Consider the following 18,803-nt stretch of genomic DNA (forward strand, 5'->3'; position numbering starts at 1 on the left):
TGTTGCTCCTGTTGCTCCTGTTGCTCCTGTTCCTGCCGGGCCTGTCGCTCCTGTTGCTCCTGTTGCTCCTGTTGCTCCTGTTGCTCCTGCTCCTCCTGCTCCTGTCGCTCCTGTTGGGCCTGTTGGGCCTGTTGCTCCGCCTCCTGGAGTAGCACCAATTAGTTGTGTTAATAAGTTTAATAGAAGTTGTAAACTCGCAGGATCAATAATTAAAGAGAAGAAGAATGGTGCAAGGGCACTGTAGAATTGTTGTAATAAAGAAAGTAATTCGCTTAAGTTTGGATTAGGGGATTGTAGTACATTGATAATACTTTGAATTAGTTGTTTTAAATAATTACCCTCTGGAGATGGTGCTAATCCATTTAGTAAATTTAATAGTTGAGTAAACAAATTGAGTAAATTTAATCTGTTTGCATCACTTGGATTTGCAAAAAACGCTGCAATAGCTGAAATTAAAGAATTTAGTAAAGTGATTAATTGTCCTAATTGAGTGCTAGTAATTGGAACTGTTTGTGGATTATTACAACATTCTGGAGTGAAAACTATCGGATTGCAGTTATTATGACCAAAACAATTGTTATGTGACATTTATTTCCTCCTGACTTGTCTTATAGTTGAGTGTTTTCCTATTATAAGAACCATAAAAGTGTACAAAGAGTTATGTTATATATTCACTTAAAATAGGAAACATGAATTATAATTAAACTTTAAAACGACATTTAATTATGTTCATGACTCACATATTAATTATATGTTTTTAATAATTGACTGCTTAGATTAAACACCTAAACTTAAGAGTTTATTTTATTTTTCCACGTTTATCTATTAGGTCCAAAAGCACATTTTCATTTAAAAATTAAAACATAAATAAATCATTAGCATATATTCCACAAGTAACAACATCATTCTTTCAAATAATTAAAAATGATACCTTTACTAATATTGTGTTCCTTCTATAATCATGAAGCCGTTTCTATTATAAAAAACTTTCATACAATATAGTGGACAAGTTTTTCTATACTTCGTTCAAAAAAATAATTAAAGGAGTGAAATTTAATTGCCAATCATTCAACCATTTATCGCTTCTAGGAGATTTACATCTACACTAGGAGCTGGAACAGGAACAGGTGCTGCTTTTGCAATTGCTGCAACAGCTTGTTTAAACGATGCCGGTACTACTGCAACTGCCTTTCCGACTTTTACGTATTACAACCTCTATGTAAACGGCATAATTCAACCTAGCGTGAACTCCAGTGTCACCACAGGTCCTACTGGTGCTATTACAATTCCTGGCGGAGATGCATTAGACGGTGGAATCCCAATAACAATTGAATTTATCGTCACTTAATTTTAACTAATGTAATTTAGAACAAAAAAGACAGATTCCTTTTTCCATTAAGAATCTGTCTTTTTTAATTTATAATAATAAATTGTAATATAATTGATGACCCTTGCGAAGGTGGTTGATTATCCAATAAAGTTAGTTTACCAGTACTAACTTCATAAAATGGTTGTGGTTGCAAAATTCCATTAATAAACAAATTTATATATGAAACCTCACTAGGTGATAATATATTCGTTGTCCCATATTGAGCTATCCCATCTGCGTCTGTATATATAAGTTTCTCTCCATCTGAAAAAGTATAATATAATAAATTGGTTGTTGTTATGGGGCCAATAACCCCAGGTTCTCCGGTTGGTCCTGTTAGGCCTGTTGGTCCCGTTAGACCTGTTGATCCCGTTGTACCGGTAGGACCTGATAAACCTGTTGATCCCGTTGTACCGGTTTGTCCTGTTAGACCTGTTGATCCCGTTGTACCGGTCGGCCCTGTTAAACCTGTTGATCCCGTTGTACCGGTTGGTCCTGTTAGACCTGTTAATCCTGTTGATCCTATTGTACCGGTTGGTCCTGTTAGACCTGTTGGTCCCGTTGTACCGGTCGGCCCTGTTAAACCTGTTGATCCCGTTAGACCTGTTGGTCCCGTTAGACCGGTCGGGCCTGTTACACCTGTTGGTCCCGTTAGACCGGTCGGGCCTGTTGGAATATAAATTGGGGGAAGAACTGGAAATGTAGGTCCAATATTTCCAGGTTCTATCATAGCTTTATTTATTGATAATTTATCATCTGGCTTCAATTTAATACCTCATTCCACATTTTTGTCTACTAATTTATATAATAATAACTCTATCATTTTAGAAAAATTCCATAACTAATCTTTTTTTCATTCTTAAATGATTTTTACATATATTAAACATTCACCTTTGCTATAACTACTATTGAACTCTTCCATTCCACTTCCTAGATCTATTTTTACTCCCGCAATATCAACTTCAAATTATAATAATAATTTAATTACCAATTTATTTGCTGGTAATACAATTTCACTTCAATTATTCGGCATATTATCCATCTTTAATTTAGTTGAAGGTGGTTCAACAGGTACCTTTCTAACAATTATACGAATCGATTAAAAAATGATTCATTCTTTTTTTAATAAACATTTTTAAATACTAAACAGTAACTATCACGACAGTGATTAAGCAACAAAAACACATTTCACTATATTCATAGTAGTAACTATCTTTACTAAATTTTCCGTATATATATTATCAATTTACACTGCGCCCATGCTGATGTTACATTAAATAAGAAGACAATTTCTCCTTTACGAACCATCTCAATACGTATTTGAGAAATATTCTCCAATCCTATACGCGAGAGCAATACTGTGTTGACACTCAAATGAGTGTCTTTTTTTGTAAATTGTAATAAATAAAACCATCTCTTATAGATGGTTTTATCAAAACATATCTCTTTATATTTTAAATAAAATAGCAAGTTTATGAAGCTGGATAATAAATGGTCATACTTAACCGAGTTAGCGTTCGTCCGGAATTATGATAAGAGTGCGGTCTATCCGCCTTAAAGCGAATTGAATCTCCGCTATTTAATGTATATTGACAATCATTTATTTCAATTGTCAATTCTCCCTCAAACACCGTTATAAATTCTTCGGTCCCTTCTTTATGGCCTTCCGAACTTAATTTTCCTTCCTTTTCAATTTCAACCGTATAGATTTCAAAGTTCCTATCATCTTGAAAAGGAAAAGAAGGATACACTTTATATCTCCCATTGTCTTCTGATAATACTTGAACATCGTTTCGTAAAACCACTTTCGTATCAGGCTGTGGATTATTAATTAAAGACGTAAAAGACACTTTTAAACCATTCGCAATTTTCCATATCGTTGTTAGTGTCGGGCTTGAATCTCCTCTTTCAATTTGTCCAATCATCGTTTTACTCACACCCGTTAATTGGGAAACCTTTTCTAAACTTAATTTTTCTTTCTCACGTATTGCCTTTATATTTTTCGCCAAAATAAGTTGAATTTCTTCCATAAAAAACACTCCTATACTATATACAACATAACGACCGTTATGTATAATAAAAAGCACACGTTATATTGTTCTTTTCGGTCATTATAACACACGAAAAATACTTAGGGGGTTTTGAAATGCCTTTATTTTCTTTTTTATTATTTGTTTTTATTAGTAGCTTCACACCCGGTCCTAACAATTTTTTAGCTATGACATACGCAAATCAACTTGGTTTGAAAAGGAGCATGCAATTTTGCTTTGGAGTAGCTTTCGGTTTTTTCCTCCTCACTTCTTTATGTAGTTTCTTTAATATCGTACTAATTAATATTTTACCCAAAATCGAATTACCTTTAAAAATTTTAGGAGTAGCATACATGCTATATCTAGCTATTAAAATACTCACTAGTAAAGGCAGTACAGATCCCGATGAAAAAGATAATAAAAACTTATTTACAGTGGGGATTTTTCTTCAGTTTGTTAACCCTAAAGGGATATTATTCGGACTGACTGTAGTTTCTACTTTTATTCTCCCTTACTACAATTCATATTCCAGTTTTCTACTTTTTTCATTATTTCTAGGTGTAATCGGTTTAATGAGTACATTTAGTTGGAGCCTGTTTGGTTCAATATTCCAAAAACTTTTATTACAACATACTCAATTATTTAACATCATTATGGCTGTTTTATTGGTTTTCAGCGCTATATCAATCGTTATAAACTAGCTCTATACTCATTCCGGTTACTTATAAACTACCTTTCTATATATTTTTAAAACTTAGATTGTTTTTAATAGTAATCTATTTCATAGTTCTAATTCATTCATGGGTTGAGGTGATACTCTATATACCATTTGTGACATATCGAAACGAACTAATTCCGATATGTCACAAATGCTTAAAGTTTTTACCTAGTCAGCTCAAATCTCCCACCTATTTATTGGACTCTGCTCTATTCACTCCTTAAGGCGGGAGTTTTCTGCAAAAAAATAGTAACGTATAGCTTTAATCGAAGCGGATTTTTGTTCATTTCCCACTAAATATAAGCTGAAACCAAACTGACTTGCCCCCCAACATAACAAAGCAACAAACACCGAATCAATCTTACTTCAAATTTACTCAACTTCATACCACCAGCCTTATGATCAAGCCAACCTCTTTTCACCTAGTCTGCAAAAGTACGCTGTTAAAACATTCAGTGAAAGACTATTCGGATAGCAATGTTTGCAAATATAAAAAATGAGGTTTCTCTTTTCTAGAGAAACCTCACCACATCAATATTTTTGTTAAATTTTAAACTGACTCGTATACAAATCAAAGTAGAATCCTTTCTCTTCCATAAGAGATTCGTGATTTCCTCTTTCAAAAATACTACCATCTTTAATTACAAGTATTTGATCTGCTTTTTCAATCGTTTTCAGCCGATGAGCGATTACAAAACTTGTTCGCCCTCTCATTAAATTATTTAATCCAGATTGAATTTGTAATTCTGTTCTCGTATCAATATTAGATGTTGCTTCGTCGAGAATTAATATATCTGCATCTGCTAAAATCGCTCGTGCAATCGCAAGGAGTTGTTTTTGTCCTTGACTTAAATTCGAACCTTCTGAAGCAATTTCCGTTTCATATTGATTTGGTAGATGTTTTATAAAAGAATGTGCTGATGCTGCTTTTGCTGCTGCAACTACTTCTTCATCACTTGCATCTAAACGTCCATATCGAATATTTTCCATAATCGTTCCTGCAAATAAATACGTATCCTGTAAAACAACCCCTATTTTACTCCGCAAAGAATTAATATCATAATCCTTTATATCTTTTTCATCAATGCTAATTTGCCCTTTTTGAATGTCATAAAAGCGAGTTAACAAATTAATAATTGTTGTTTTTCCTGATCCAGTTGGACCGACTAAAGCGATTGTCTCCCCAGGATTCGCCTTGAGACTCACATCTTTTAAAATCATGTTGTCCTGTGCGTATCCAAATGAAACTTTCTCAAGCCTAACATGTCCTTGTAAATTTTGTACAAGTACTGCATCTTTTTTATTTTGAATTTCTGGTACTTCATCCATAATTTCAAAGACACGTTCTCCTCCAGCAACTGCCGCTTGAATCGTATTCATTAAAGTTGCAAATTGACTAAGTGGCCTTGAAAATTGTCGAGAATAATTAATAAAAGCTGCAATGACACCTACTGTTGTCATTCCGTTTAATACCATTACCGATCCAGTTCCAATTACAAGCCCCATTCCTAAGTTATTAATAAAGTTCATACTTGGAAAAATAAATGCTGAAAACGTTTCAGCCTTCGTTGCTGAAATTCTTAGCTGTTCGTTAATTTTATTGAAGTTATGTACGGTTTCTTTTTCTTTTCCGTATAACGTAGTTACGTCTGCACCTGTAATGGCTTCCTCAATAAATCCATTTAATTCTCCTAAATCCTTTTGACGCTTCGCAAAGTTTTTCCCACTATAAGCAACTAGTTTTTTCGTAACGAAAAACATAATAGGTACTGTAATTAAAGTTACAATCGCTAAAATCCAATCTAATGAAAACATCGCAATTGTTACACCTATAAACGTTAACGCTGATGAAATGATTTGCACAACACTTTGTGTCAAAGCTTGATTTAAGTTATCAATATCATTTGTCACACGGCTCATTAAATCACCTTGAGAACGTACATCAAAGAATCGTAGAGAAAGTGTTTGGATTTTTTCAAAAATATCTTGTCGTATTTTTTGTATCGTCTTTAATGCAACATTAATCATTACAAATGTTTGTAACCATGTTAATAATACGGTTATCCCATATATCGCAATGAGTAGCATGCACATTCTCGCTGTCCCGCTTAAATCCTTCGGTACAATGTATTCATCAATGATGACCCCCATATAATATGGCCCAAGTAAACCTAGTAATGTCGTGATAAATACAAGAATAATAACGAACATAAGAGATGCTTTTTGATATCCCATATAGTTCCATACTCGCATTATAGTTCCTTTAGTATTCTTAGTTTTTCCCGTTTTCGGATTGTTACGTCCACCTTTATTTCCAAATTGTCCTTGAAAATTACGCATGCTCTTCCCCTCCTTCTTGCTGCAGGCTACCACCTTGGGAAAGATAAATTTCCTGATACACTTCACAAGTTGCCAATAAATCCTCATGCGTACCATTTCCAACTAATTCACCGTTATTCAAAACGAGGATTTTATCAGCATCTATAATAGAAGATATTTTTGATGCAATTAAAAATGTCGTTGTGCCACTATATCTTGTCCTTAACGCTTCCTGTATTACAGCTTCTGACTTCGCATCAACTGCCGATGTAGAATCGTCTAATACAAGAATAGATGGCTTTCTCACTAGGGCTCTTGCAATAGATATACGTTGTTTTTGACCACCAGATAGATTGGTTGCACCTTGTGTTAAGTTATATTCATAAGAGTCTTCCAGCTTATTGATAAACTCAGTCGCACAAGCAGATGAAGATGCTAATTCCAATTCATCATAAGTTGCATCTTCTTTGCCATAACGTAAATTCTCTTCTATACTGCCTGAAAAAAGAAGTGCCTTTTGTGGAACGAAGCCAATGGAAGCACGAAGTTTTTGCAAATCGTATGCTTTCACATTAACATCATCTATACATATTTCACCTTGATCAACATCGTAAAGTCGTGGCAATAGTTTCGCCAATGTAGATTTACCACTTCCGGTCGATCCAATAATCCCTATTTTTTCACCTTTACGTACAGTAAATGAAATATCTTTTAAAACATATTCATTATTTTTCGTATAACTATAGCTAACATTTTTAAACTCTACATTACCACCCACTTGTTTTGGTTCATATACGTCGCCTTCAGTTGTAATATCAACTTCAGTATGTAAGACTTGTTGTACACGATCAGCTGATGGAAAAGCACGGGCAATTTGAATAAATACCATACTAATAGACATAAGTGACATTAAAATGATATTTAAATAGTTAATAAAAGCTAAAATGGCCCCTACTTGGAGTGTACCGTTAAAAACTTTCTCGCCACCAATCCATAAAGTTGCTACAATTCCGCTATTTACAACTAGCATAATAATTGGCATCATCAATGAAATAATTTGTATTGCACGAATATTTATTTCAGTTAAACTTGTATTAACTTTCTCAAACTGTGCGATTTCATATTTTTGTCTTACATATGCTTTTATAACACGTACACCGGATAAATTTTCTTGTAGCTTTGTGTTTACTTTATCTAATGCTTCTTGTACTCGCTTAAATGAACCGCTCGATTGACCTGCAATCAATACAATTGCAACTAATAATACGGGTACCACAACAAGTAAAATTGGAAATAGGTCTCTCGCTGTTACAAAGACTATAATGATACTTCCAATAAATAATAACGGTCCACGGACAAGTACACGTAACGTCATCGTCATTGCCGATTGAATAGATGTAATATCATTTGTCACGATTGTTAATAATTTACCTGTTCCAAATGAATCACGATTTTTGCTAGAAAATGTTTCTATTTTCGCGAACACATCTTTTCGTATGTCTGTAGCGAAATTAACAGCAGCTTTTGTAGAATACATCATACAACCAAGTCCTCCAACTAAACCGATTGCTGCTGCTCCTATCATAAGAAGCCCCATTTTTATTACATAATTCAAATCCCGGTTTGCAATTCCAACATCAATAATATGTTGCATTATTGTCGGTTGAATTAAGTCCATCGCAACCTCAAGTACCATAAATAGCGGTCCAATAATAGCGAAGAACATGTATGGTTTTAAATACTGTAACAACTTGCGAAATGATTTCATACACAATCTCCTTTTTTCATGAAATTACCATCGAATAATTTATATTCCTCCTTATTTGAGCGATATAGTCTGTAATTTCTCCATTAGTCCTATTATATTAGGCAAATTAATATTTAACATTATTAAATGATAAGTTTTAAATCATTTTTAGTCAATAAAATGGAACTTTAATCTACCAGGCATTTTCACTGCCAGTTGATGTGAATACTCTTTAACTTAATAAAAACCGCATTCTCATTTAGTAAGAATGCGGTTTTCCCATCTATATTTGTTCAATTTTAAAATCGAAAACCTCGGTCTCGAATCCATTATTTTCAGAAGGACTACACGTATAAAAACCAATTTTAACAGGCTCATTACCTATGTCCTCCATCAAATGAGCGATTCTTATTTGTTCCCATCGCTGACTCGTTTTCACATATATTGTATAATCGCCAAGTTTTCGAATAATTCGAAAACGTAATTGTTGCTTAGCAAACTCATTTGGATAGTCTTGCGTTGACCAATCAGAATAGCCATTATTCGTTACGACAGCACCTAAATGTGATGGGCCCTCAGGAATATATTCTAAAGATGTTTTTAACCAACACTTCTCAGAAATCATAACAAATAAACCCGCTTGATCGTATGTCGCATTTGGATTCATGCGCAATTGAACCTCAGCCTGAAAATCTGTCATTATCTCATCATAAAATACATGGCCATTCATTACTTCAAAACCATAATGGGTTTTCAGCCAAAAATCTGTTTCTTCTTTCGAATGGACAATGAATGTATCATTGTCTTCAAGTTTGTAAAATTTAGGTGCGTTCATTACAGTAAGTTGCTCAATATGATTTGGTATATATGATGTTTTCATAATTCCTCCATAAAAAAGCATTTAAATTAATATTTAAAACTCAGTTAATACCGGGAATTTATAACCTTTAAAATCTAATTCTTTATTACTTCGAACCATTAAATACTTACTAGTCTGTAATTCTGTATATTGTACATCATCAATTCCTAATTGATCTGGGTAGAAATAAAATTCAATCTCCGTAAATTCCCCAGAGATTTCCTCACATAATTCATCTAAAATCGGAATTACCGGCGCAAATACTCCAAATAATTTTAGTTTTTGATTTTCTACTGTAAAAACAATCAGCGCATCTAATTTCTCTGAATAATAAAGGTTTTCATTCCATGTTGAATCATACATATTTAAATAAAACGAAGAGCGGTAATTTAACGTTGAAAATTTATTAGAAAGCCTTTGGCCATTTTCAATAATCTCATGTATTAATTGTCTATCCTCTTCATTATAAAAATCTAACTTTTTAAGTTGAGAATCTTTGTAACCTTTATTTTCGCATGATACTGTCATCAAATATTCTTGCACAATTTGAAAACCAAATGGTTTATATAGTTCCGGATTTTCAGTAAACAAGACCGCACACTCGCATTGCTCATCAATTTCCTCTATCATCTTACTAAACAATTGTTTCATTAATCCTCGTCTACGATAATTCGGATGTGTCATTACTGATTGAATACCCGTTGCATTTATTTTTTCACCATTAATTAAAAGCGGAAGTGAAAATGCCGCAACATTTGCAATCGCATTATCATCTTGTAAAAATGATAATGCTTTATATGTATAATCCCAATACCCTTTCTCTGAAAAATCCTGCAATGTTTGGCTCGTAATCCCAAACACTTCTTCAAATAAAGGAAATAACTGTTCTCTTCTCGGTTCTTCTAATAGAAAGTTTGCCATTTTTTTAACATTCCCCATGTTGTCCCTCCATACGTCGATTCCATTAATTTAGATATACTTATATGACCTACTCTCAAAAAATAGGCCTTTCAAATCAATATAGTATCATAAAACTTTTAAAAATGGTTTAATTTATTTTATGTTTTGATTATTAAAAAACAAGTCGAATAAACTAGTATTAAGATTTTTGAATAATATCATGTTTATTATATAGCAAATGGTGCTTCCTACTTATCTTTCCGATAATAGAAATACACCATTTTATGCAAATATAATTCACCTATTCTTTGGTTCCCTCAAGTCGCTCCTTCGTACTAATTTCTTCTCCCTTCACTCGCTTTTCAAACGTCTTTCTCCAACTAGTAGACAGTGCATTTACTTCTAAAATCCTTTTTAATCCTTCAGAGTTTTGTTTTTCTTTATGCATTATGCGATTCGCAAACAAAATTGACACACCTTTTGGATCAGGCTTCAACAATTTTAAAGTATCTACCGGTAATATCCACCCTTCTTTTAATACTCGAAAATAAAAACCTGTGTATCCTGTATCTTGAAAATATAATGGCAACTTTGGAATATTATATTTCTTCGCTAATTTAAAACAAGGTTGTCTTGGCTGCGTTACTTGTACAATCGCTTCTCCGAGTTGAAACGTGTCACCAATACAAACATCTTCTTCACGCATTCCGCTTACTGTTATATTTTCACCGAAAGCCCCATATACAAGTTCCTGATTCAACTCTTTTTCCCAGTAAGGATAGTGGTCACCAGTATAAACACAAACCGCTTTATCTACACCTCCATGATGAACTAAATCCGCCTGCCCATCTCCATTAAACTTTAAAAATGATAAAAAAACAGGTTCCTTTACTTGCTTTTTATTTATCCCTGTTTGAATTAACTTCCCACCATACATAACCTCTTTTGGCAATCCTAGATTTAAAGATAGGATTTCATATACTTTAGTCATTCAAATCCCTCCTCTTACTTGCGGCACAACTTTTCAAAAGACTCATTTATTATTTCAAATCCTCTATCTATTTCTTCGTTTGAGATAACTAGAGGTGGTAAAAAGCGTAGTACATTATCAAATATCCCCGCTCCAATACTTATAAGCCCATTCTTCCAAAAATCTTCAATTAGCTTTACTGTTAGTTCTTTTGCAGTTTCTTTCGTTATGCGATTCGTTACAAGTTCCATTGCAACCATCGCACCGATTCCACGAACATCACCAATCACTTCGTACTTTAATTGCATTTGATGTAGATGTAACATTATTCTATTTCCAATTTGCTGAGCCCTTTCAACTAGGTTTTCTTCTTCCATTATTTCAAATACAGCAAGACCAACTGCACAAGATAACGGACTACCTGCAAAAGTTCCACCAATTTGTCCTCTCCCAGGAATGTCCATCAACTCCGCACGACCGACAATAGCACTTAATGGTAAACCGCCAGCAATTGATTTTGACAAAGTCATTATGTCAGGCTCTATATGAAAATGTTCTGTTGCAAACCATTTCCCTGTTCGGCCAAATCCAGTTTGCACTTCATCCATTATCATTAAAATACCGTATTGATTACAAATTTCTCGTAATCGTTTTACAAATGTAATAGAAGGAACAATAAACCCACCTTCCCCTTGTACTGGTTCCATTACGATTGCTGCTACTTTTTCAGGTGATACTTCTTCTAAAAACTTTTCAAACTGATAGATGACTTGAGAATCCACTTCTTCAGTAGAAACTCCTTCTTCAGCTCTGTAATAGTACGGATACGGCAATATATGCATGTCTGAAACGAACGGACCAAATCCTGCTTTATATGGAGTTTCTTTGGTCGATAGAGACATTGTCATTAATGTTCTCCCATGAAATCCTCGTTCAAACGAAATTACTTTACTCCTCCCTGTTACTTTACGTGCGATCTTTACAGCATTTTCAATCGCTTCCGCACCACTATTGGCAAACATCGTTTTTTTCTTACTTGTACCTGGCACTTTCTCATTAATTTTCTCCGCTAAAGTAATATAATTTTCATATGGAGTTACATGAAAACAAGGATGTATAAATGATTCTGCTTGTTTTTGTACCGCTCTTACAACTTTCGGATGACAATGTCCAACATTTTGCATACCAATTCCACCAGCAAAATCAATAAACTGATTTCCATCTACATCTGTTATTATCGCTCCCCTTGCTTCTTTTACATATAAAGGCGTTAAATGATATATTCCTGTCGGTACAGCCTCCTCATACCTTTTTTGAAGTACTTGTGAATAACTGCCCGGTAATACACTAGATTTCAACAATTCTTCTTCACCTCATCTAATTTTTTAATCAATCCATTTCTGATAAAGTGATTATATATCCCACAAAACCATTGTTCAATTCAATTATTTATATAATAATGATAGGTATATCCTATGATTAAACTTGAGGTGATTTCAATCGAATTACGACAATTAGAATACTTTTTAGCTGTTTCGAAAGAATTACATTTCACAAGAGCAGCCGAGAAATTAAATATTTCACAACCTTCACTAAGCCAACAAATACGTGCATTAGAACATGAAGTAGGAATGCCACTTTTTGATCGAATTGGTAAAAAAATATCTTTAACTGAAGCAGGAAAAGTTTTATTATCGCACAGTAAAACAATCTTTCACGAAGTCGAACAAGCCCGCTCTGCCATTCAAGATTTAAACGGATTACAACATGGATCCTTAACAATCGGCTCATTGTTAACCGTCGTAAATTATCTACTACCACCAGCCATTTTAAATTTCAATAATTTATATCCGAATATTGAACTTTCTGTATTAGGTCTTCGTACAGGGAAAATTCGTGAAAAATTATTACAAAATGAATTAGATATTGGCATTACATTTCTTCCAGTGCAAGATAAAGAGATTGTTTCTATCCCACTATATAAAAGTGAACTTACATTAGTCGTGCCAACCGGTCATACTTTAACTGAACATGATCGTGTATCTATTGCAGAATTACAGAACTATCCTTTAATTCTTTTACCTAAAAATTTCTTTTTAACTGAATTAATTACATCTCTTTGTCAACACTTTAACTTTAAACCAAAGCCACTTTTAGAAATTAGTACGATGGAATCTTTAATCCAAATGGTCTCAAAAGGTATGGGAATTACAGTATTACCAAAACCGTATATAGATTTTTTGCAAAGTGAACACATTCAAGCTATTAAAATAGAAGATCCTACTCCGACAATAGATATAGGACTTATTTATAGGAAAGATAAATATATGTGCGCTGCTACCCGAGAATTTATTGAACAACTAAAGTTAACAGTACATTCTCTACAAAATTAAACATAAAAAGAGATTATCCTATGCAGCCGTTACACAACGACCTATTAGAATAATCTCTTTTAATAATGATATAATACATTACATTTTATGGTTTCTTTTCTAATAACCTATTATTCATTATAAGTGCTAAATTATTATCGTATTATTAAGCTACACATCAGCGATATTTTATGTCTATTTCGTATAGGTGTTAGCAAGTCCGTTTGCAAACTTGTTAGCACATTTTTATAAAAATTATATAATACTTCACAAAGTAGGAATCCGTTTCGATCAATCTTTTTTCAAAATGGATTCCTTTTTGTCTCTTATCAATATTCAAATGTTACAGTAGTACCATTAAAACCATCAAAACAATTAGAGCAATTAGAGCAATTAGAGCAACCACCACAACCAAAACAACTAAAGCAACCGAAGCAGCCAAAACAACGGAATCCACCACAACGACCACAACCGCCACAACCGCCACAACGACCACCGCCACCACAACGACCACAACCGCCACAGCGACGAGCATCATCTGTAATATAGTAATATGGATATTGGTTTTGCTGGTCCCAATACACAATATTTCCAGACTGATAATCATTAAGGCTTAACGCTTGTAGTTCTTGTTGAAACTTATTCATTTTCATGACCTCCGTTTATAAACTACAACCCAATCGATGCTTTCCTATATTTCTGTTCGTTAAATCTAAGTAGAGATAGCGCTATAAAGTGAAACTTTAATCAGTGGGGAGTGTTCATCCCCCACTGATTATTAGCCCGACTCCCACCTAACTTCTTTGCTCCAGTCGAATTTTGAGGTGGGAGTTTTACTGCCCACAAATAGCGGGTTAAACTAAGTTCAATACGTACACCTACAAAATATGACCTATCACTAGATGATGTACCTTGTTCATATGCCTATTTTTAGGTTGTTTTTACTATGGGCTCATTTTTACAAATGGAAATTATAAAATATGAATTTAAACAATAACATTTAGATTTATGTTATCATTTTCTAGTTCTATAGTCGTATATTCCATAATTTTGTTTGGTCATCTTCGTATTTCCAATATGCACTCCCATCTTTTTCTTCGCTTCAATAACTGCTATATCAGAGCTAATTTTATAAGTATTTATAATTAGTGCTTTCTGCTAAGAAAAGTCTATTTTTATGAATGGCAAATCAGCGATGTTTTATGTCTATTCCGCATACGTGTTAGCACTTTTTTATATTTCTTCTATTGCATACACCTTCATAATTTCAATATATTTCCCCTTACCACATGGACATGGTTGCTCTCTTCTATATGATTCTTCCCAGCTCATTTAAACACACCTCTTTAACTACTTAATTTATATTATTATATAAAAAAGCCCTGCCACAAGGCAGAGCGAGTAAGATGGATTACACGTATCATATAACAATTTATATCAGTAACACAAAAGATCATAATTTCATCTTCACTAAAATAAAACCACGTTCCTATAATCCCTAAAGCAGTAGCTATCAAACGGATAGCTATTTTTTTATTCTCATAAAAACTATCACGCCTCATAATCAATTCATTATAAACATAGGAATCTTTGACTTTCTCACTCCCAAAATACTTCAACTCAATTATCTGACGTTGATCATTATCAAGAGCATATTTCACTGTCCGTTCAATTTGTTTAAAACGTATCTCATGATTCTTATCGTCACCTTTCATTTTCCAACGATCGTACCCCACTTGCCAGCTACATTTACTCGCATACCCATGTAAGCAAAATGTAGATTTCGGTGGTTCTGCATTTTCTTGAAAGCTTTTCAGCGCTGTACATCTGCTTGATGTCAAAAACAACTTCGTTCTCGCACTTTACAAACTTCATGAATTCTGTCATTGACATTTGATATCTCTTTAACTTTAAGGGTATATTCTCATGTCTTACCCAATATGCAAGAAGATGCAGCGAAAACATTCGCGAAGAGTATATTTCGATATGTGTTTACAAAATGTTTGCAAACACATATCGAAATGCTCAAAAGCATTGATTTAAAGGCATCTATAGCACATTGAAATAAAACATTACATATAAACTCGTGTAATTTTAGTGCACCTTTTTTGAGATTGGAATATATTTTGTAAAATACGCCCCCACTAGCAACAATACGATTGAGACTAGCCAAGTAAAAATACCCCCAAAATGAAGCCAATATGCAAACAAATTTAAGATTGCAATTAAAAAGCAACAAATAGAAGTTAATGAACTTTTTAATCCTTTTATCCCCGCTTTTTTTCTTTTTTGATAAGTTATATACATCGAAGCGACTAAAAATAAGATAAGAACAAATGGTAACATGGCTTGTAGCAATATCAACCCCTCCTGTCTATTTTCACTCCCTTCATTTTACCATCTTATTCCTTTTTAATCTTTAGGAGTCATTTCATTTTTCTCTTCTCTCCAAAAGTCAGCATAAGTTTTATTTTTAAAGTTCACATTCACTTCGGAAAACGGAAGGCTTTCTCCGACTTTCAATGAGTACCACTCGTTTAAAAGTGGCGATCCGAAGCAAATATTCAATGTACGATCCTGTAAATCAATTAATACAGAATGCAAAGTCCCAAACCACTCTTCATAATTATGCACCGTCACCCCAATAGGATATTCTTCTTCTACCAATCCTTTTAAAGATTCCATGCTCACCTGTTCATTTCGATTTAAATGCTCATGTAAAATGTGATATCTTTTTGTAGATTGTTCTAATTTCCTATTATTTAATTTCTGAATAGGTGAACTGACTGCATGGTTTGTTGATACGGTAAAAGCTTGACTTTCCTCATTAATTGTTGTTATTGATTTATGCCCGTCAAATATTTCAATATGTGCTGCGTTTAAAGGATCCGCTACAATTATATTAATATTACTTGCTATAGGCATTTCTTTTATTAAAGATGTAGCTTCATGCGTATTTCTACATTTCTCCAATATTACTCGAATTACCGCAAAACATTGCAAACCATTTACCATCGGTTTTCTTAAACCTTCAATATTCCCTACAGGTTGACCACATGCTGAAAATGTAATAGATAACCCATGCTCATTAACTCCTTCTGTTCGGCCAAAATATTGAGTAGAAAAACCACTATGTGCATATGCACCTTCAACATGCGTCGAACAAAAACGCATATCATCTATTTTGGGTGATAAATCAAAATTTCTTAATACATATGTATGCTTTAAATCAGTTTTTTTAGGTAATACTGCACAATGACTACAACCTGCTTTTAATAGTGTCTGATAATAATACATCATATTCCTTGAAGGAATTTTCAATACTTCGCAAAAGCCTTCAATTTCTTCATTAATTCCTGGACAATATTGTTTTAGTACATTTCTAGATTCTGTCCAATGATTATCCCATATTAAATTTTCTTGCTGTATAAATTGTGGAATAAGATACGGATGTTTCTTTACGAATTCTCCTTGTTGCTTACCAATTTCATAATGATTTCCTTTTAGTGACGAAAAATACCCCTTTATTTGATACACATTAAATTCCCCCTCACATTGAATATATCCATATTATACTAAAATTTTCTTGTTCATTCTTGATGTTTTTCGCTCTTTTCCACATACATTAACGATCCTTTTTTCTTTTCAATCAGGTCAGTTAATAACTATTTGATACCTACTCAAAACATTGTTAAAATCACCACAAGAACAAGTGTTCGAGAGGTTATTAGGATAAGCACAGTATTTCGAAACCAGTTAAAATAATATCAAATGGAATAAACTCTACATTGAACCTGTTTATTGGCGTTCAACTAATTATGAAAACGCGAAAACTTGTATTTCAAAGGGATGCAAATGGCTATATTGTTCAGTTGAAGAAAGAATTTTTTTAATCATCCATTTATTATGATAAAGGGAGTAATTGTATATGAATAAAAGCAAACCAGTTGATGAATTGACTATTGAAGACTTGAAACAAAACCCGATATGGGAATGGGCAATAGATGAAGAGGAAAATGAAGAGTGCGATGAAACGTGGGTAAAACCAGTGGAAACTATAAATTTCACAGAAGAATTAAACGGTTCAATAGTACTGGGCGAATTAATAATACATAATGATGAGAAATTCCCTATGATGTGTAGTATTGATATTGAAAATAACGAGGTATTAATTAGTTCCATTGTTTTTTATAACGAAAAAGAAAATGAGTATATTGCTATAGAAGATGTAGTGAAAAAGGTTGAGATGCCAATCTCAATTAATATTTATCTCACAATTAATGGAGAGCCTAGATTTTTAAAATTCTCTGCAAATAAAATTGATATTTATAAAAACACTATAAAAACTAACTTAAATTAAATTCAAATTGAAGTTAGGAGAATACTCATTAAGTAAAAAATGGGAAACCATTATAATTAACGGTTTCCCATATATCCTCCTATTTTCAATGTTTATATAAATTTATACTAAATAATCCCCTTTTCCACCAATGTCTCTGCGATTTGAACTGAGTTCCAAGCCGCACCTTTTAATAAATTATCAGAAACAATCCAAAGATGGAATCCTTTTGGCGTATCCGGATCTTTGCGTATTCTACCTACAAATGTATCTCTTTTACCCTCTGCATATAATGGCGTTGGATAAATTTGTTCACTAGGATTATCTTGTAAAATAACACCTGGTGCATTCAGTAGTACTTCTTTAATTTCTGCAACGGTCGCTTCTTTTTCAAGTTCAATATAAACCGATTCAGAATGCCCCGATACAACTGGAACTCTGACGCAAGTAGCTGCCATTTTCAGATTTGGATCTTCTAAAATTTTCTTCGTCTCTTGAATCATCTTTACTTCTTCGAATGTGAAATCGTTGTCTGTAAATATATCCACTTGCGGCAATACATTAAATGCAATTGGATAATGTTTTTTATCTTTTTTCGCTGGTAATATAGTACTCTTCACTTCTTCACCTGTAAGCATTGACTTAGCCTGTTCTTTTAATTCATGAATCGCATGAATCCCTGATCCTGATACGGCTTGATACGTCGAAACAATAATTCGTTCTATACCAAATGATTTTCGAATTGGCTGAAGAGCTGTTACCATCTGTAGTGCTGAGCAATTCGGAACTGCAATGATCCCTTTATGTTCCCTTAAAGTATGTGCATTTACTTCTGGAACGACGAGTGGTACATCGTGTGCCATTCGGTATTCACTTGTGTTGTCAATTACGATTGCACCACTAGAAACTGCATGATTTACATATTGTCTAGAAACTTCTCCTCCAGCACTAAAAAATGCAATGTCTACACCTTCAAAACTAGTTGTTTTTGTCTCTTGTACAATTATCTCTCGTCCTTTAAATTGCACTACCTTACCAGCAGATCGTTTTGATGAAAGCAATATAACTTCAACTATATTAAATTTAGTTTCTTTCTCTAACAGTTCAATAATTTTCTGCCCAACTGCACCTGTAGCTCCAACAACAGCTACATGATAACCTTTTTTGATCATCTTTTCTC

At 33.5% G+C, this 18,803-nt stretch carries 18 protein-coding genes and 2 pseudogenes; 6 read left to right on the forward strand and 14 right to left on the reverse strand.

From position 1 onward, the window contains the following. Window positions 1-588: collagen-like repeat preface domain-containing protein (locus MR155_RS25855; RefSeq protein WP_242311475.1), on the reverse strand; the 588-nt coding region annotated here is incomplete at its 3' end. A gap of 469 nt (window positions 589-1,057) precedes the next feature. On the opposite strand from MR155_RS25855, the gene MR155_RS25860 reads away from it, so the two are divergent. Continuing rightward, complete coding sequence (locus MR155_RS25860) at window positions 1,058-1,348, forward strand: DUF4183 domain-containing protein (protein WP_002136293.1); 291 nt, start codon at window positions 1,058-1,060, stop codon at window positions 1,346-1,348. 64 nt (window positions 1,349-1,412) lie between these two features. On the opposite strand, the gene MR155_RS25865 is transcribed toward MR155_RS25860, so the two are convergent. Further along, entirely contained in the window at window positions 1,413-2,135 is a 723-nt protein-coding gene (locus tag MR155_RS25865; protein ID WP_242311476.1) for a DUF4183 domain-containing protein, read from the reverse strand. Between the two features lie 136 nt (window positions 2,136-2,271). Here MR155_RS25865 and MR155_RS25870 point away from each other — a divergent pair. Then, window positions 2,272-2,472: pseudogene (locus tag MR155_RS25870) on the forward strand (BclA C-terminal domain-containing protein); the annotation flags it as partial. A 369-nt stretch (window positions 2,473-2,841) separates the two neighbouring features. On the opposite strand, the gene MR155_RS25875 reads toward MR155_RS25870, so the two are convergent. Then, window positions 2,842-3,456: a helix-turn-helix domain-containing protein gene (locus MR155_RS25875; protein ID WP_242311477.1), complete on the reverse strand. Its 615-nt coding sequence runs from the start codon at window positions 3,454-3,456 to the stop codon at window positions 2,842-2,844. A gap of 59 nt (window positions 3,457-3,515) precedes the next feature. Here MR155_RS25875 and MR155_RS25880 point away from each other — a divergent pair, with 59 nt between their 5' ends. Continuing rightward, window positions 3,516-4,100: a LysE family translocator gene (locus MR155_RS25880; RefSeq protein ID WP_219302254.1), complete on the forward strand. Its 585-nt coding sequence runs from the start codon at window positions 3,516-3,518 to the stop codon at window positions 4,098-4,100. A gap of 560 nt (window positions 4,101-4,660) precedes the next feature. Here MR155_RS25880 and MR155_RS25885 read toward each other — a convergent pair. The 6 genes from MR155_RS25885 to gabT all read right to left on the reverse strand — a co-directional run bounded on the left by MR155_RS25885 (window position 4,661) and on the right by gabT (window position 12,273). Further along, window positions 4,661-6,457, reverse strand: a complete 1,797-nt coding sequence (locus tag MR155_RS25885; RefSeq protein ID WP_113936521.1) for an ABC transporter ATP-binding protein — start codon at window positions 6,455-6,457, stop codon at window positions 4,661-4,663. Continuing rightward, entirely contained in the window at window positions 6,450-8,204 is a 1,755-nt protein-coding gene (locus MR155_RS25890) for an ABC transporter ATP-binding protein (RefSeq protein WP_113936522.1), read from the reverse strand. Before MR155_RS25890 ends, MR155_RS25885 begins: the two co-directional genes overlap by 8 nt. Before the next feature lie 262 nt (window positions 8,205-8,466). Continuing rightward, complete coding sequence (locus MR155_RS25895; RefSeq protein WP_002127357.1) at window positions 8,467-9,063, reverse strand: DUF1349 domain-containing protein; 597 nt, start codon at window positions 9,061-9,063, stop codon at window positions 8,467-8,469. A gap of 33 nt (window positions 9,064-9,096) precedes the next feature. Beyond that, window positions 9,097-9,981, reverse strand: a complete 885-nt coding sequence (locus tag MR155_RS25900; RefSeq protein WP_002085624.1) for a GNAT family N-acetyltransferase — start codon at window positions 9,979-9,981, stop codon at window positions 9,097-9,099. 262 nt (window positions 9,982-10,243) lie between these two features. Further along, window positions 10,244-10,933 carry an MOSC domain-containing protein gene (locus tag MR155_RS25905; protein ID WP_002085626.1) on the reverse strand — a complete coding sequence of 230 codons (690 nt, stop codon included), beginning with the start codon at window positions 10,931-10,933 and terminating at the stop codon, window positions 10,244-10,246. A 14-nt stretch (window positions 10,934-10,947) separates the two neighbouring features. After that, window positions 10,948-12,273, reverse strand: coding sequence for a 4-aminobutyrate--2-oxoglutarate transaminase (gene gabT, locus MR155_RS25910; protein WP_219302252.1), 1,326 nt, complete (start codon window positions 12,271-12,273; stop codon window positions 10,948-10,950). A 129-nt stretch (window positions 12,274-12,402) separates the two neighbouring features. Between gabT and MR155_RS25915 the strand changes: the two genes are divergently transcribed. Then, window positions 12,403-13,305 (forward strand): LysR family transcriptional regulator, encoded by a 903-nt coding sequence (locus tag MR155_RS25915; protein ID WP_242311507.1) that lies wholly within the window; start codon window positions 12,403-12,405, stop codon window positions 13,303-13,305. 308 nt (window positions 13,306-13,613) lie between these two features. On the opposite strand, the gene MR155_RS25920 is transcribed toward MR155_RS25915, so the two are convergent. Together MR155_RS25920 and MR155_RS25925 are read right to left on the reverse strand one after the other, a co-directional pair. Further along, complete coding sequence (locus MR155_RS25920) at window positions 13,614-13,931, reverse strand: heterocycloanthracin/sonorensin family bacteriocin (protein WP_242311478.1); 318 nt, start codon at window positions 13,929-13,931, stop codon at window positions 13,614-13,616. A 720-nt stretch (window positions 13,932-14,651) separates the two neighbouring features. After that, complete coding sequence (locus MR155_RS25925) at window positions 14,652-15,020, reverse strand: ArpU family phage packaging/lysis transcriptional regulator (protein WP_242311479.1); 369 nt, start codon at window positions 15,018-15,020, stop codon at window positions 14,652-14,654. A gap of 159 nt (window positions 15,021-15,179) precedes the next feature. Here MR155_RS25925 and MR155_RS25930 point away from each other — a divergent pair. Then, a pseudogene (locus MR155_RS25930) lies at window positions 15,180-15,266 on the forward strand (tyrosine-type recombinase/integrase); the annotation flags it as partial. Between the two features lie 112 nt (window positions 15,267-15,378). On the opposite strand, the gene MR155_RS25935 reads toward MR155_RS25930, so the two are convergent. Beyond that, window positions 15,379-15,642, reverse strand: coding sequence for a hypothetical protein (locus MR155_RS25935; protein WP_215574979.1), 264 nt, complete (start codon window positions 15,640-15,642; stop codon window positions 15,379-15,381). 54 nt (window positions 15,643-15,696) lie between these two features. Next, complete coding sequence (locus MR155_RS25940) at window positions 15,697-16,821, reverse strand: C45 family autoproteolytic acyltransferase/hydrolase (protein ID WP_088032974.1); 1,125 nt, start codon at window positions 16,819-16,821, stop codon at window positions 15,697-15,699. 391 nt (window positions 16,822-17,212) lie between these two features. Between MR155_RS25940 and MR155_RS25945 the strand changes: the two genes are divergently transcribed. After that, window positions 17,213-17,644, forward strand: a complete 432-nt coding sequence (locus MR155_RS25945; protein ID WP_219302250.1) for a hypothetical protein — start codon at window positions 17,213-17,215, stop codon at window positions 17,642-17,644. Between the two features lie 107 nt (window positions 17,645-17,751). Here the strand turns inward: MR155_RS25945 and MR155_RS25950 are convergent, their stop codons facing one another. Next, entirely contained in the window at window positions 17,752-18,795 is a 1,044-nt protein-coding gene (locus MR155_RS25950; RefSeq protein ID WP_242311480.1) for an aspartate-semialdehyde dehydrogenase, read from the reverse strand. Between the last annotated feature and the right edge of the window lie 8 nt (window positions 18,796-18,803).

The sequence above is a fragment of the Bacillus cereus group sp. BfR-BA-01331 genome (assembly GCF_022663915.1).
Classification (GTDB): Bacteria; Bacillota; Bacilli; order Bacillales; family Bacillaceae_G; genus Bacillus_A; species Bacillus_A mycoides.

Coding starts and splice junctions, on each gene's coding strand:
- MR155_RS25885 (WP_113936521.1), bottom strand. CDS start 6,457: ATGCGTAATTTTCAAGGACAATTTGGAAATAAAGGTGGACGTAACAAT.
- MR155_RS25945 (WP_219302250.1), top strand. CDS start 17,213: ATGAATAAAAGCAAACCAGTTGATGAATTGACTATTGAAGACTTGAAA.
- MR155_RS25905 (WP_002085626.1), bottom strand. CDS start 10,933: ATGACTAAAGTATATGAAATCCTATCTTTAAATCTAGGATTGCCAAAA.
- MR155_RS25950 (WP_242311480.1), bottom strand. CDS start 18,795: ATGATCAAAAAAGGTTATCATGTAGCTGTTGTTGGAGCTACAGGTGCA.
- MR155_RS25895 (WP_002127357.1), bottom strand. CDS start 9,063: ATGAAAACATCATATATACCAAATCATATTGAGCAACTTACTGTAATG.
- MR155_RS25890 (WP_113936522.1), bottom strand. CDS start 8,204: ATGAAATCATTTCGCAAGTTGTTACAGTATTTAAAACCATACATGTTC.
- MR155_RS25920 (WP_242311478.1), bottom strand. CDS start 13,931: ATGAATAAGTTTCAACAAGAACTACAAGCGTTAAGCCTTAATGATTAT.
- MR155_RS25900 (WP_002085624.1), bottom strand. CDS start 9,981: ATGGGGAATGTTAAAAAAATGGCAAACTTTCTATTAGAAGAACCGAGA.
- MR155_RS25880 (WP_219302254.1), top strand. CDS start 3,516: ATGCCTTTATTTTCTTTTTTATTATTTGTTTTTATTAGTAGCTTCACA.